General features: G+C 72.0%; 12 protein-coding genes. 8 read left to right on the forward strand and 4 right to left on the reverse strand.

Annotated features, from left to right (window positions below; all coding sequences use genetic code 11):
* Window positions 1-12: 12 nt before the first annotated feature.
* Entirely contained in the window at window positions 13-2,439 is a 2,427-nt protein-coding gene (locus tag CLV43_RS49005) for a hypothetical protein (RefSeq protein WP_211304885.1), read from the forward strand.
* Window positions 2,440-2,865: 426 nt separating this feature from the next.
* On the opposite strand, the gene CLV43_RS45730 is transcribed toward CLV43_RS49005, so the two are convergent.
* The 4 genes from CLV43_RS45730 to CLV43_RS45745 all read right to left on the reverse strand — a co-directional run bounded on the left by CLV43_RS45730 (window position 2,866) and on the right by CLV43_RS45745 (window position 7,245).
* Window positions 2,866-3,837: a helix-turn-helix transcriptional regulator gene (locus tag CLV43_RS45730; protein ID WP_106196841.1), complete on the reverse strand. Its 972-nt coding sequence runs from the start codon at window positions 3,835-3,837 to the stop codon at window positions 2,866-2,868.
* A 46-nt stretch (window positions 3,838-3,883) separates the two neighbouring features.
* The gene (locus tag CLV43_RS45735) at window positions 3,884-4,675 is read right to left on the reverse strand and encodes a hypothetical protein (RefSeq protein ID WP_106196842.1); all 792 of its coding nucleotides are present in this window, start codon (window positions 4,673-4,675) and stop codon (window positions 3,884-3,886) included.
* Between the two features lie 530 nt (window positions 4,676-5,205).
* Window positions 5,206-5,688 carry a hypothetical protein gene (locus CLV43_RS45740; RefSeq protein WP_106196843.1) on the reverse strand — a complete coding sequence of 161 codons (483 nt, stop codon included), beginning with the start codon at window positions 5,686-5,688 and terminating at the stop codon, window positions 5,206-5,208.
* Window positions 5,689-7,245 carry a helix-turn-helix domain-containing protein gene (locus tag CLV43_RS45745; protein ID WP_106196844.1) on the reverse strand — a complete coding sequence of 519 codons (1,557 nt, stop codon included), beginning with the start codon at window positions 7,243-7,245 and terminating at the stop codon, window positions 5,689-5,691.
* Window positions 7,246-7,533: 288 nt separating this feature from the next.
* Between CLV43_RS45745 and CLV43_RS45750 the strand changes: the two genes are divergently transcribed.
* The 7 genes from CLV43_RS45750 (at window position 7,534) to whiA (ending at window position 14,302) form a co-directional block, all read left to right on the forward strand.
* Window positions 7,534-8,031: a hypothetical protein gene (locus CLV43_RS45750; RefSeq protein ID WP_106196845.1), complete on the forward strand. Its 498-nt coding sequence runs from the start codon at window positions 7,534-7,536 to the stop codon at window positions 8,029-8,031.
* Between the two features lie 341 nt (window positions 8,032-8,372).
* The gene (locus CLV43_RS45755; protein ID WP_106196846.1) at window positions 8,373-8,774 is read left to right on the forward strand and encodes a Rieske (2Fe-2S) protein; all 402 of its coding nucleotides are present in this window, start codon (window positions 8,373-8,375) and stop codon (window positions 8,772-8,774) included.
* Between the two features lie 100 nt (window positions 8,775-8,874).
* Window positions 8,875-9,354: a Rieske (2Fe-2S) protein gene (locus CLV43_RS45760; RefSeq protein ID WP_245887519.1), complete on the forward strand. Its 480-nt coding sequence runs from the start codon at window positions 8,875-8,877 to the stop codon at window positions 9,352-9,354.
* Window positions 9,355-9,412: 58 nt separating this feature from the next.
* A complete protein-coding gene (uvrC, locus tag CLV43_RS45765) occupies window positions 9,413-11,371 on the forward strand; it encodes an excinuclease ABC subunit UvrC (protein WP_106196848.1) in 1,959 nt (652 codons plus the stop codon).
* A gap of 26 nt (window positions 11,372-11,397) precedes the next feature.
* A complete protein-coding gene (gene rapZ, locus CLV43_RS45770) occupies window positions 11,398-12,255 on the forward strand; it encodes an RNase adapter RapZ (protein WP_106196900.1) in 858 nt (285 codons plus the stop codon).
* A 29-nt stretch (window positions 12,256-12,284) separates the two neighbouring features.
* Window positions 12,285-13,325, forward strand: coding sequence for a gluconeogenesis factor YvcK family protein (locus CLV43_RS45775; protein WP_245887520.1), 1,041 nt, complete (start codon window positions 12,285-12,287; stop codon window positions 13,323-13,325).
* Complete coding sequence (gene whiA / locus CLV43_RS45780; protein ID WP_106196850.1) at window positions 13,316-14,302, forward strand: DNA-binding protein WhiA; 987 nt, start codon at window positions 13,316-13,318, stop codon at window positions 14,300-14,302. The genes CLV43_RS45775 and whiA overlap by 10 nt, the downstream gene beginning before the upstream one ends.
* Window positions 14,303-14,811: the final 509 nt, after the last annotated feature.

Raw genomic sequence — 14,811 nt, forward strand, 5'->3', positions numbered from 1 at the left:
GGTCGGCGGGGCGTGCGGAAGGACTCCGCGGCGCAGGAGGACCGTGCCGTGGTGCAGCAGCAGGTTGAGGTGGAACAGGTCATGCCGGTGGAGCAGCTCCAGGAAATGCGTCCCGAACCCGAGCCGCAGGCGCCTGCGCCGGTGAACGCCTCGGTCGTCTTCGCGGGTCCCACGCTCGTCGTCGGGCCGCCCGAGGGGGCGAGCCAGATGGCGTTGTCGCTCGCGCGGTCGCTGCCCGCCGACCGCGGCCGCACAGTGGCCGTCATCGACTTCCCGCCGGGCGGTGAGACCACGTTCTGGCAGTCCGCCGCCAACGCGCTGCGCGGCCGCGGCCCGATCCGGCTGGCCGTGTCGTACGCGGGCAGCATGCGGCCGACCGCCCCCGCCCAGTGGCTCGCCGCGCAGCTGCAGGCCGAGGTGATCGCCCCGGACGGCGCGCTCACCACCGTGCCCGGTGCCGCGTTCGTCACCGGCGCCACCGGCTACGGCAGCTGGCTGCGGTTCCTGCCCGGCGCGTCCCCCACCCCGTTCGGCAGGCGCTTCCCGGTCCCCGCGTGGGAGGCCATGGACCCGAACTCGGCCTGGCCGACCGGTGAGATCGGCATCGCCGAACCCATCCCGGCCGGTCTGTGGCTGCGCGCCCAGAGCGTGCCGTTCGACCCCAACTCGCAGGACGCGCGCGCCATCGTCGCGCTGCCGTGCCGCGAGAACGTGCTGACGATCGTGGTCGGCGGCCCCGGCCAGCCGTCGATCCCGACCGAGGAGATCTGCAGGCTGCTGACCGCGCTGCCCTCGGCCGCGCGCACCAGGGTCCGGCTCGTGCAGTACGACCTGGACGCGGGGGAGCAGGCGCAGCTGGTCGCCGAGCAGCTCGGCGAGGCCATCAACATCTACACCGGACTGCCGGTGTCGAACCTGCGCGAGGGCGGCGGCGCCGTCGTGGTCGCGGTCGACCGGCGCGGCCAGCCGACGTGGCACCCGTTCGTCACCGAGATGCGCTGCGTCCCGCGCGCCCTCCAGGAGGAGAACGAGGTCTCCGGCTACCGCAACCCGGTACCCGGCCTGGTCGAGCTGACCCCCGGCGTGTTCGGCCTCGGCGACGGCGTCGTGCTGGAGGTCGTCGCCTCCGGCCTGTGGGTCCGCGAGGCCACCAACGCGGGCGGCGCCGAGGTGCGCGCCCTGCCCGTCGACCCGGAGTGGGCGCGCCTCACCGTCGGCACCCCCGGCCGCACCACCCCCGGTGCCGTCGCCGTCGCGGGCGCCGCCCTCGTCGAACGCCTGGAGCCCGAGGTCCGCAAGCTGCTCCGCCTGGTGTTCTGCGACGCCACCGAGACCGCGATCCCGTGGCCCGAGGCCCCCGAGGAACCCACCACCGAGCCCGCCGCCGTCCCCGACCCGGTCGTGGACGACGAGGAGAACACCCGCTCCGGCCCGGCCCACGCCCTCATCACCGACCCGGAACCCGAGCCCGAACCCGAGCCCGTGCCGAGTCCCGATCCCGACACGGTCCGGGTGCCCGCGCCGGTCCCGAACTCCGTGCGGGCCCAGCTCTCCCCGCACGTCGAGCTCCCGACCCAGCTCACGTCCTCACCCGCGATCGAGGAACCTCCCGCCGAGCAACCACCCGAGGACGCCGCCGCCCTCGAGATCCCCCTCCGCATCGAGGGCCCGGTCCCGACCCCGCCGTCCCCGTCGTGGCAGCAGAAGAACTCCAGGTGGGGCGAGGAGCTGGCCAGCGACCGGGAGACCGTCGCCGCCGACCACCGCACCACCGACCTCGAACGCGACGCCGTCCGCCGCATCCTCGGCGAGCGCTACCCCGCTTTCGCCACCGCCGTCGGCCGCCTGCTCGCCCAACGCCCCGGCCCCCTCGTCGACCCCGTCCCGGTCGAGACCACCGTCACCGAACTGGCCGCCCTCTCGGCCTACTTGGGCCAAGACGAGGAACTGGTCGTCGAAACCCTCCGCACCGGCACCCTCGGCCGCCTCCAGCCCTACGTCGCCGCCGTCGTCGCGGGCCTCCGCCGCCTCCCCCTGCACCAGGGCATCACCACCTGCTGGAGCATCGCCCCACCCAACATCGCCACCCACTTCCGCACCGGCGACGTCCTCGTCGAACACGGCATCCTCAACACCCACGCCAACCCCCAGGAATCCTTCGACGGCGGCGTCGAATACCTCGTCTGGTCCCTCACCGGCCGCCGCGTCGAAGTCGTCGACCGCCGCGCAGGCGTCGTCAACGAACGCGTCCTCTTCCCACCCGCCACCGCCTTCAAGGTGCTCGCGGTCTCCGAATCAGACGGCTCCGCCCCCACCCAGGTGCTCCTCCAGGAAGTCGGCGACGCCCGCAACGAACGCCAACTGGCCCAACTACGCCCTGACGTCCTCACCCAACTGGAACGCGCCGCAATCGCCCTGCGCTCCCTCTCCAACGCCTGACAAAGGGTGTGCGCGCCTTGGCTTTGGGTGCGGCGCGCACACCTTTGTCCGACGGCGCAGCCGAGGATCCGCAGTTGGGCGCAGCCCGCCAGCGCGCATCCGGCGCGGAGCGCCTGGGGCATTGTCGGCGCCAGCCGATGCCTTGTCCGACGGCGAAGCCCAGGATGCCCTGTCGAGCGCAGCTCGATGCTGGCGAAGCCAGATCTACCCCTGCCCCCGATACACAGCGCCCTCCTGCCTCACCCTTGTTTGTCAAGACAGCATTATCGTCTTGACAAACAAGGGTGAGGCATTGAGACAATCGCGCGCCGGGGGCTGGGTTTCGCGGGGTGGGGACCCCGAAACACGCCGAGGGCTGGGCTTCGCTTCCCCACGCCCACCCCGAACCAGGCGTCCCCCACCCGTGAGAACCCCCCGATGCACACGCTACAACTCGGGTACGACATCCCCCGCCGCCCGACTCAACCGCCCCCCGATCACCCTCAAGTGCTCCCTCAACTCCTCCGGCTCCAGCACCTCGAACTCGATCCCCATCATCCCCAGGTGCACCGCCAACGCGTACAAGCTCTCCGCCCCCGTGGTCATCAAACAACTCGACTCGTCGATCGCCTCCAAGTGAGCCGACGTAGGCGACGTCTCCCCTCGCACCACCTCCAACGGCGCATGCATCACCAGCCTCGCCCGATGCCGGTACACCGCCCCGCTCACCTGCCGCGAGATGTACTCCGCGAGATCCGCGTGCGGCGGCTCCCGCGGCGGGAACCGGGCAGCCGGCACCGGTGTCCCCTCCACCCGGTCCAACCGGAAAGTCCGCCAGTCCCGCCGGTCCACGTCCCAGGCGACCAGGTACCAGCGCCGCCCCGTGTGCACCATCCCCTGCGGCTCCACGTGCCGGGTGGTCGCCGCCCCGTCCCGCCCCTGGTACCCGAACCGCAGGGCTTGGTGGTCCCGGCTCGCCCCGGCGACCACCGTCAGCACGTCCGCGTCCACCGTCGGCCCGAACGCCGCCAGCGTCGTGGTGTGCGCGCTCAACGCCGAGACCCGTCGCCGCAGCCGTGACGGCAGCACCTGCTCCAGCTTCGTCAGGGCCCGCACCGACGTCTCCTCGATGCCGGACACCGTGCCGTTCGCCGCCGTCCGCAACCCGACGGCCACCGCCACGGCCTCGTCGTCGTCCAGCAGCAACGGCGGCAGCTCCGCGCCCGCCCCGAGCTGGTAGCCGCCGGACACGCCGGACGTGGCGTTCACCGGGTAGCCGAGGCTCCGCAGCTTGTCCACGTCGCGGCGCACCGTCCGCACGTCCACGCCCAGCCGCTCCGCCAGGTCCGAGCCGGTCCAGTCGCGTCGGACCTGCAGCAGCGACAGCAGGCGCAACAGGCGAGCCGAGGTCTCCAACATGCCCCGAGTCTCGCACCGATCGCGGACACCTCGTGTCCGCGATGACTCAGAACGCCGGGACGTCGCTGGTCGACGCGTTGCCCGCGGGCGTCGCCTGGAGGTCGATCTGCCAGTCCGACTCGCCGGTGAACAGGTCGTCGAACTTCTCGTACGAGCAGTCCCGCGTGAACCCGTTGCGCCCCGCGTCCCAGTCCACCCCGGACTTGAAGTACACCTCGTAGTCCCCGTCGATCCCGCTCACCGACGTGTCCGAGCTGCCCTGCACGTACACCGTGACCTGCGGGTTCGCCGGATCTCCCGACACCACCGACACCGCGACGTCCCCCGGCGTCCCGTTCGTGATCTTCAACGTCCCCGGCCCCTGCCCACCGCCGCGCTGCACGACCTCACCGTTGCCTGCCCGCCGCTCCTCCAGCACCGGCGCGACCGCGGGCGGCGGCACGAACGCCCCGACCTGGAACCCCAACGTCGTCAACGGCGCGAAGTACACCTGCCCCAGATCCCGCACCTTGTCGTCCACAGCGGTCTTCGCCGCCGGCAACGTCGGCACCGTGACCCCGCAGCTGTTCGGCGCCGCCGCCGCCACGGTCACCCCGCGCACCCCGGTCGCCGCCACCGTCAACCCCCGCGCCAGCCCGCTGTGCGCGGTCTCCACCGCCACCGGCGCCACCAGCCCGTCCAGCACGACCGCCTGCGCCCCCAGCACATCGGCCAACTCCCGTTGCGCCACACCGAAATCCGCGTCCGCCCCAGCCCCGTGCACCCGCTCCAACACCGGCCGCACCGCCTCGTCGAACTTCGTCAACGCGGCCTGGTACTCCGCGGGCGACACCGGCACCGGCGCACTGGAACTGCTGGCCGCAACAGCCCCACCCCCACCCCCGCCACCACCGGAACACCCCGAAACCCCAACCACCACAACGGCAACCGCCACAACAGCACGACCGGCAATCCCCACCACAACCCCACCCCTCACGGCCACCCCACCGCTCCGCCGCCCACACGACGATCTTCAGTGTGACGCCCCCACCCCCACCCCAGTTCCCCAACATCACCCCCACCCCGAACTACGCTCATTCGGCCGAACCGCAACCGGAGCCGTTGTCGGCGCAGCCGCCACCTCGCATCCGGCGCGGAGCGCCCGCCGCTTCGTCCGACGCGGAGCGAGGATGCCCGAGTCGGGCGGAGCCCGATGCTGGCGAAGCCAGAACTACCCCTGCCCCCGATACACAGCGCCCTCCTGCCTTGCCCCATCTTGTCAAGATGGCTTTATCGTCTTGACAAGATGGGGCAAGGCATTGAGAGAATTGCGCTGCGGGGGCCGGGCTTCGCACGGGTTGGCACGACGCAACCGACAGCCCCCAAGACCTACCCCCTCCGAGCCCCCTCAGGCCACACCACGACCACCGGCACCCCACTCGCCCGAGCGTGCTCCACCACTTCCCCCGTCCCGCCCCGCCCCCCGGCAGGCCCCCCGTCCCACACGGCCACCAGCAGCTCCACGCTCGCCAGCATCCGCTCGTTGGCCGCCACGTACGCCTGCCGCCCCGACAGCATGAACGGCAGCACGCTCACCACGTCCGCTTTGGCGATGAGCTCGTCGTACTCCGCCACCCCGTCCGGTTTGATCTTCCCCCGGTAGTCGCTGGCGGGCAGGACCACCTCCACCTTCCCGCCCAGCTCCAGCACCACCCGCGCGAACACCTGGTCCGCGCCGGGGGCCAGGCAGGTCACCCCGATCAGGGATGACCCGCCCGCCGTCTCCTCGTGGAGCACCTCGCGGATCGCCGCGTGCACGGCGTCCACGCACTCCGGCACCAAGTTGCTGTGCCCGGTGATGCCTATCCGCATTCAGGCCGTCCGCATGGCGCGGATCGCGTCGCGCGTCTCCTGGACTCCGGGCAGGTCCCGGTGCCGCTCCGATTCCTTCGCGAAGTCCTGCAGCTTGCGCAGCACCCGGCCCGAGGAGAGCCGTTCCGCGGTCGGCAGGACCTCCTTGATGAGATCGCAGGCCTCTTCCGGCTGGCCCGCCACCATCTTGGTCCGCGCCAGGCCGATCACGTCGAACGCCCGGTTGCGCACCAGTGACGGGTCGCGCAGGTCGAGCGCCCGCCGGATGTGCTTCTCGGCCGCTACCGCCAGCCGCGGGTCGTGCCCCGCGGCCAGGTCGCGCGTCCGCGCCCCGATGACGCCCTCCATCTCGGCCTCGTCGAAGCTGTGCAGCCACCTCGGCTCGTCCTTGGCCTTGCGCTGGCTGAAGCTGTCCTGCGCCAGGCCGACGACCCGTTCGAACTCCCGCACCCGGCCCAGCTGCGCGTACGCCCACGCCTCCCTGGTCAGCAGCAGGGACTGCAACGTGGGCGTCGCCGAGCGCCGGGTGCCGTACTGCGCGAGCTGCACGAGCTCCAGCCCGTCCTCGGGACGTCCGAGGTCGAACATCTGCCTGGCCATGGCGGCCAGGCACAGGGCGGCGAACGGGTCGTTGCGGCCCGCTTTCGCCATGCGGACGGCCAGCACGTAGTAGCGCTGGGCCGCGTCGTGCAGCCCCGCGTCCCACGACATGCTTGCCGCCACCTTCGACAGTTCCGCACCGATGAAGAAGGCCCGTTCCGTGGTCGGACCCGCCGGTGCCCGCGACAGCCTCTCGGCCAGTTCGTCCAACTGGCCGAGGACCGCCTTGCGGGCCAACCCGAACCCGCCCCTCCCGCTCCAGCCGCGCAACCCGTCCGCGACGCGCTGCAACGCCGCCAACTCCTCCTCGCTGATCGCCGAACTCGACGACCACCGGGACATCGTCTGCAACGGATGTAGCCACCGCTGAAGCGGTTCGACCAGTGCGGGACCCACTGCAACCGCGGCCGCTCCCGCGAGCGCCGCTCGTCTGCTGATCGCCAAGTCGTTCCTCGCCGTCTCCTCGACCGATCGGGCAATGCTCGACGCGTCCCACGCCGCGGCGAGCACATCGGGCGGGGCACCGGTGTCCGGGCCCGCCTGGCTTTGGATCCCGGCGCGGTCGAACCACAACCGGTCACCGGGAATGCCCAACGTCTGCGCGAAGTGCCGCAGTCGGTCCATCCGGTCGATCGGGTTCTCACCGCTCTCGTACCGGGAGAGTTGCGCCTGGCTGATCCCGAGCCACCCGGCCATGCGGTCCTGGGTGACGCGGCTGACGTGCTGGGGGTGGTGGCGGTACGCGGCGAGGACCGCGCCCATGTCGCGTTCCGCGAGCGCGCCCGCGATGACCGAGTGGTCCCAGAACTCGGCGGGCACCTCGGGCGGTCCGAAGACGTCGATCCGCGCGTTGCGCCTGCACCGGTGGCACAGCCGGTCGGTGTTGTCGGCGGCGATCAGCGCCCCGCACGGGCATGCGCGCCTGGTACTGGATCCCCTGTGGCTGATCTGTGCCATGGCTTTCGCTCCCGTCACTGAGCGTGCACAACAGTGTATGTCCTGGTGATCGGGAGTCCATGCATTTCGTGCATAAGTCGCGGTCGGCGTCGTGAAAGCCCGAACGTGACGCCGAGTGGTGGATGTCGCTGATGCATCCGGTGCATGAGGCGCACCCGTCCGGCGTGTGGTGCCGGCGCCTCCGCCGACGGACCCTGCACCCATCACCGACAACGGGTTGATCCCCGTGCCGGAGGACACCTCGAACGTCCAGGAGTGCGACCACCCGACCAGGGAGGACGACAGCCGATGAGCATCACCGCCGCAACCACCGCCGAGACCGCCGAGGGGCGGCCGGGGGTCCCGCACAGTCGGGCTCACGAGCAGTTACTCGGCGAGGCGATCGCCGGGTACCGACTCCTCGGCTGGCGGGTATCCGTCACCGAGCAGGGCGTGTTCCTGCTGCTCGGCCCCTCGACCACCGCGCTCGTCATGCCCGCCCGCATCGGGTCGCGGGTGCTGGCCGACCTCAAGGCCCGCATGCTCGCGGGCCCGGTCACCGTCATCCCCGGCCCGCGCGAGCACTGGATCTTCCTGGCCGAGCTGGTCGCGCTGCTGCCCACCCACCTCAAGGCCCCGCCCGAGGTGCAGTTCGTCCGCTCCCCGCAGCGCATCGCCCTGCCGCCGACCATGACCCGCTACGGCTCGCTGCGCTGGGCGAACCCGCCGTCGCACAGCAGGCACTGGTTCCCGCCGTTCACGGCGGTGCTGGCGCTGGCCAGGAGCGCGGCGGCGAACGACCGCTGATGTCCGCCGGGCAGGACTTCGCCCTGCCCGAGCCGGAGTTCCACGCAGGTCCGCTGTCCACGGGGAAGGGGCAGGGGAGAGGACACGCCACCGCGGCATGACCGCGGTGGGGGTCCGACCGCGACGCACCTGGTTACGGCGATCCCGGGGCCAGGTGCTCGGACTGGTGATCCCGCGCTCGCCGCGGGGTGTTCGTGCTGGTGGCCGACCTGACACCGGATCCGCCTCGGGTCCGGGAGACCGGTGCGGTGCTCGTCGACGGCTGTCGTCCGCCTCCGGGCCCCGCACCCACCGCGCCACCGACCGGGAGCCGTGCCGGGGGCGCGGGCAGACTGGGCGGGGTGAACCGCCGAACCCTCCTGTGCGGACTGGCCGCGCTCGCCGTCACCGGGTGCGCCACGACCGCGACGGGCAAGAAGACCCCCGGTGTCGGGACCGCGAAGCCGGGGGACCGGGTCGCCGCGCTCGACGCCGTGCCGGTGGGCGGGGGAGTCCTCGTCGACATGCCCGGTGACGGGCAGCTGCTGCTCGTCCGGCCCACCGAGGGCGTGGTGAAGGCGTTCAACCCGGCCTGCCCGCACCAGGGGACGACGGTGAACCCGCCGACGGGTGGGGAGATCACCTGCCCGACGCACCGCAGCGGGTTCGACCCGGCGACGGGGGCCGTGCGCTCCGGACCTGCGCCGAAGGGGCTGGCGGAGGTGGCGGTGGTGGTCACCCGAACGGATGTCGTGCTCGCCTGATGGTTTCGATATGCGTCGAATACCTGAACTGGTGATCGGCCGATCGCGTAATGGGTTGGTGTACCCGAACCACCACACCCACCACCAAGCGGAGGATCGGTTGACTTCCCTCACCGAGAACGCGGCCCTGACGTCCCGCAGGTCGATGCTGTGCGGTCTGGCGGTCGCGATGGTCGTGCCCGGCGGTCTCGCCGCGTGCTCCACCACGACCAGCACCCCCAGCACCGGCGGGACGACCGGCGGCGGTTCCACGCCGACGACGGGCGGCACCGGCACGACGGGTGGCGCGGCGAGCGGGTTGGCGGCGTTGGCGGACGTGCCGGACGGCGGCGGGCTGATCGTCGAGTCGGCGGGCAAGCCGCTGGTGCTGACCCGGACCGGCGAGACCGTGAAGGCGTTCGGCGCGGCGTGCCCGCACCAGGGCACCACGGTCGGCGCCCCCAAGAGCGGCGTCATCACCTGCCCGAACCACGGCAGCCAGTTCAGCGCCACCGACGGCTCGCTGAAGAAGGGGCCCGCCACCAAGGGCCTCACCGAGGTGCCCGTGAAGGTCGCCGACGGCCAGGTCGTCATGGCCTGAGCCCGGCCTCGGGTCGGCCACGCGAAGAACTGTCGGTGGCCGCACGTAGGCTTGTCGCGTGGCCGACCCGTCGACCTACCGCCCCCCGCCCGGCACCATCCCGGAAGCCCCCGGCGTCTACAAGTTCCGCGACGCCGGCGGCCGTGTGGTGTACGTGGGCAAGGCGAAAAGCCTGCGCTCCCGGTTGAACTCCTACTTCGCCGACCTCGCCGGGCTGCACGACCGCACCCGGCAGATGGTGACCACGGCCGCCAGTGTCGAGTGGACGATCGTCAGCACCGAGGTCGAGGCGCTGCAGCTCGAGTACAACTGGATCAAGGAGTTCGACCCGAGGTTCAACGTCCGGTACCGGGACGACAAGTCCTACCCGGTCCTCGCGGTCACCCTGAACGAGCAGTTCCCCCGGCTGCACGTCTACCGCGGCCCCCGGCGCAAGGGCGTCCGCTACTTCGGCCCGTACGCGCACGCGTGGGCGATCCGCGAGACGCTGGACCTGCTGCTGCGGGTCTTCCCGGCGCGCACCTGCTCGGCGGGCGTGTTCAAGCGGCACAACCAGATGGGCCGCCCCTGCCTGCTCGGCTACATCGACAAGTGCTCCGCGCCCTGCGTCGGCCGGGTCAGCGCGGACGAGCACCGCGACATCGTGGACGACTTCTGCGACTTCCTCGCGGGCAGGACCGACGCGATGGTGCGCCGTGTCGAGAAGGAGATGCTGGCCGCCTCCGAGGAGCTGGAGTTCGAGCGCGCGGCCCGGCTGCGCGACGACCTCGGGGCGCTGCGCCGGGCGCTGGAGAAGCAGGCCGTGGTGCTCGGCGACGGCACGGACGCGGACGTGGTGGCCTTCGCGCAGGACGAGCTGGAGGCCTCCGTGCAGGTCTTCCACGTGCGCGGCGGCCGGGTGCGCGGCCAGCGCGGCTGGGTGGTCGACAAGGTCGAGGACGTCGACGTGCCCGGCCTGGTCGACCAGTTCGCCACCCAGTTCTACGGCGAGCAGGTCGAGGGCGCGGAGTCCACGGGTGTGGTCGCCATGGCCGTTCCGCGCGAGGTGCTCGTGCCGGAGCTGCCCGCCGACGCCGAGGTCCTCGAACGCTGGCTGAGCGACCTGCGCGGCAGCAAGGTGCAGCTCAGGGTCCCGCAGCGGGGGGACAAGCGGGCGCTGATGGAGACGGTCGAGCGGAACGCGAAGGAGCAGTTCCAGCAGCACAAGCTCAAGCGCGCGGGCGACCTGACGGCCCGCTCGGCCGCGTTGCAGGAGCTCCAGGAGCTGCTCGGCCTGGACACGGCGCCGCTGCGCATCGAGTGCACGGACATCAGCCACGTGCAGGGCACCGACGTGGTGGCCTCGCTCGTGGTGTTCGAGGACGGGCTGGCGCGCAAGTCCGAGTACCGCCGCTTCGCCATCCGCGAAGCCGCCGACGAGGGCGACGTGGCCTCGATCGCCGAGGTCGTCCGCCGCCGGTTCCAGGCCTACCTGCGCGAGACCGCGAACGACGCGCCCGGCCAGACCCCCGGCATCGACCCCGAGACGGGCAGGCCGCGCCGGTTCTCCTACGCGCCGAACCTGCTGGTGGTCGACGGCGCGGGCCCGCAGGCGCAGGCCGCCTCCGACGTGCTGGCCGAGCTGGGCATCACCGACGTGGCCGTCATCGGCCTGGCCAAGCGGCTGGAGGAGGTGTGGGTGCCCGGCGAGCCCGACCCGGTCATCCTGCCCCGCGCCAGCGAAGCCCTCTACCTGCTGCAACGGGTGCGCGACGAGGCGCACCGGTTCGCCATCGCCTACCACCGGCAGAAGCGCTCCAAGCGGATGACCACCTCCGAGCTCGACGAGGTGCCCGGCCTCGGCCAGACCCGCAAGGCGGCGCTGCTCAAGCACTTCGGCTCGCTGAAGAAGCTTCGCGAGGCGAGCATCGACGAGATCAGCGGTGTGCCCGGCGTGGGCAGGCGCACCGCGGAAGCCGTGCACGCGTCCCTGACGACGGGGAGCGGCGCGGCGAGTACCGAAGGGGAAAAATCGTGAGTGCACCGGCCGGCGAGAAGTCCGGCATCGAAGTCGCGGTCGTGACCGGCCTGTCGGGAGCAGGGCGCAGCACGGCCGCGAAGTGCTTGGAGGACCTCGGCTGGTTCGTGGTCGACAACCTGCCGCCCGAGCTGATCGCGACCATGGTCGAGCTGGGCGCGCAGGCGCGCGGCGCGATCACCAGGGTCGCGGTCGTGATGGACGTGCGCAGCCGCGCGTTCACCGAGGACCTGGCCGCCATCATCAAGGACCTCGACGCCCGCGGCTACAAGCCGAAGGTGCTGTTCCTGGAGGCGACCGACGACGTGCTGATCCGCCGGTTCGAGGCGGTCCGGCGGGGCCACCCGATGCAGGGGGACGGGCGGCTCGCGGACGGCATCGAGTCCGAGCGGATCCTGCTCACGCCGCTGCGCGAGGAAGCGGACCTGGTGCTGGACACCTCGGCGCTGTCCATCCACCAGCTGCGCGCCAAGATCGAGGACACGTTCGGCACCGAGTCGGCGACCCGCACCCGCGTCACGGTGTTGTCGTTCGGCTACAAGTACGGCCTGCCGATGGACTCCGACCTGGTCATGGACGTCCGGTTCCTGCCGAACCCGTTCTGGATCCCCGAGCTGCGCGAGCAGACCGGCCTGGACGGCGACGTGCGCAACTACGTGCTCAGCCAGGAGGGCGCCGAGGAGTTCCTCGACCGCTACCACGAGCTGCTGCGCCTGATCGGTGCGGGCTACCGGCGCGAGGGCAAGCGCTACCTGACCCTGGCGGTCGGCTGCACCGGCGGCAAGCACCGCAGCGTCGCGATCTCCGAGGAGCTGGCCTCGCGGCTGGCCACCGAGGACGGCATGGCCGTGAAGGTCGTCCACCGGGATCTGGGTCGCGAGTGACGGGAATGCCGTCGGCGGAGCCGACAACCGTGCGGAGCGGCACGGGAGGTCCCAGGGCGGTGGCGCTCGGTGGTGGTCACGGCCTCCACGCGACGCTCACCGCGCTGCGGCTGATCACCGACGACGTGACCGCCGTGGTCACCGTCGCCGACGACGGCGGGTCGTCCGGACGGCTGCGCCGCGAGCTCGGCCTGCTGCCGCCCGGCGACCTGCGCAAGGCCATGGCCGCGCTGGCGGGCACGGACGAGTCCAGCCAGCTGTGGACGAGCCTGTTCCGGCACCGCTTCGGCGGCACCGGCGCGCTCGCGGGCCACGCGGTCGGGAATTTGGTGCTCGCCGGGCTGTTGGAGCAGTTGGGCGACCCGGTCGCCGTGCTGGACGAGGCGTGCAAGCTGCTCGGCGTTCGCGGGCGGGTGCTGCCGATGAGCGTCCAGCCGTTGCAGATCGAGGCGGACGTGATCGGCTTGGACGAGGACGCGGCCCAGGTGCGGCGCATCCGCGGCCAGGTCGCGGTCGCCACCACCCCCGGCCGGGTGCAGCGCATCCGGCTGCGGGGCCCCGGTGGCGAACGCGCGCGCGGCTGCGCGCAGGCCGTCGACGCCGTCCTGGGAGCGGACGTGGTGCTCCTCGGACCGGGGTCGTGGTTCACCAGCGTGCTGCCGCACCTGCTCGTGCCGGAACTGCGCGAGGCGCTCGAAGCGACCGCCGCGAAGCGCGTCGTGGTGCTGAACCTCGTCCCCCAACCGGGCGAAACCGAAGGCTTCTCGCCGGAGCACCACCTCGACGTGCTGTGGCAGCACGCGCCGGATCTCAAGATCGACGCGATCATCGCGGACGTCGACTCGGTGCCCGTTCCGGACCGCCTGCGCCGCGCAGCCGCTGCTCTGGGCGCTGCGGCGCTCCTCTCGCCCATCGCCGAACGGGGTGAACCGGAGCGCCACGACCCCGTCGCGTTGGCCGCGAGTCTGCGCCACGCGTTGGGTGGCCCAGGTGAAAGCGCCGGTCAGGCGTCCAGTACAACGCTCCACAGGAGTAGTCAGCACAGGGGAGGCGAGGAATCATGGCGATGACCTCGGCGGTCAAGGACGAGCTGAGCAGGCTCGCCGTCTCGAAGACCTGCTGCCGCCGTGCCGAGGTGTCCTCGTTGCTGCGGTTCGCCGGTGGCCTGCACATCGTGGCGGGCCGGGTGGTGGTGGAAGCAGAGGTTGACCTCGGGTCCACGGCGCGCAGGTTGCGACGGGAGATCCACGAGCTCTACGGGCACCAGTCGGAGGTCTTCACGATCACCTCCAGCGGCCTGCGCAAGGGCACCCGCTACGTCGTGCGGGTCGTCAAGGACGGCGAGGGCCTGGCCCGCCAGACGGGCCTGCTCGACCCCCGCGGCCGACCGGTCCGCGGCCTGCCCGCACCGGTCGTCTCCGGCGGCGTCTGCGACGCCGAAGCGGCCTGGCGAGGCGCGTTCCTCGCCCACGGCTCGTTGACCGAGCCCGGCCGCTCCTCGTCCCTGGAGATCACCTGCCCCGGCCCGGAAGCCGCGCTGGCCCTGGTCGGAGCCGCGAGGCGGATGGGCATCGCCTCCAAGTCCCGCGAGGTCCGCGGTGCCGAGCGCGTCGTCATCCGCGACGGCGACGCCATCGGCGCCATGCTCACCAGGCTCGGCGCCCACGACAGCGTCCTGGCCTGGGAGGAACGGCGCATGCGCCGCGAGGTCCGCGCCACCGCCAACCGCCTGGCCAACTTCGACGACGCCAACCTCCGCCGCTCCGCCCGCGCGGCCGTCGCCGCGGCCGCCCGCGTCCAACGCGCCCTCGAAATCCTCGGCCCCGAGGCCCCGGACCACCTGGCCGCAGCCGGCGCCCTCCGCCTCGCCCACCGCCAGGCCTCACTCGAAGAACTGGGCCAACTGTCCGAACCCCAGATGACCAAGGACGCCGTCGCGGGCCGCATAAGGCGCCTGCTGGCCATGGCCGACAAACGCGCCAAGGACCTGGGCATGGACGACACCGAATCAGCCGTCACCGCCGACATGCTGGAAGCCGAGGTCTAACCACCGACCTCCAAGCACACCCACAGCAGCCCACCTCAGTGCCCCGCCCCCCACCCGGGTGCGGGGCACTGCCATGCCCACCCGAGCCAACCCGCCCAGAGCACCAACCGATCCAAGCCAACCCGCCCAGAGCACCAACCGATCCAAGCCAACCCATCACAGAGCACCGCACCGAGCCGAGCCACACCGAGCCGAACCAACCTGCCGATTGAGCACCAAACCGACCCCACCCGTCCGCCAGCGGCCGACTTGACTTGGGGTTTTTGGGCTTAAACTTGCGGCGGCGGGCAGGCTCTACCACCTGCCCTTTTTCGCCCGACGAAGCCCAAAAAAGGGGCCCCAAGTCAAGTCGGCCGCACCCCCCACGGCCGCAGCGCCACCCAACGCCGAGGCATCAGCCAACCAATACCCGGCGTCAACCACCCCCGGCGTCAACCACCCCCAGCGTCAACCACCCCCAGCGTCGAGCACCCCCACACCGAGCACCCCCACACCCAGAACACCCCCCC

Origin of the sequence: Umezawaea tangerina, assembly GCF_003002815.1 — a bacterium.
Classification (GTDB): Bacteria; Actinomycetota; Actinomycetes; order Mycobacteriales; family Pseudonocardiaceae; genus Umezawaea; species Umezawaea tangerina.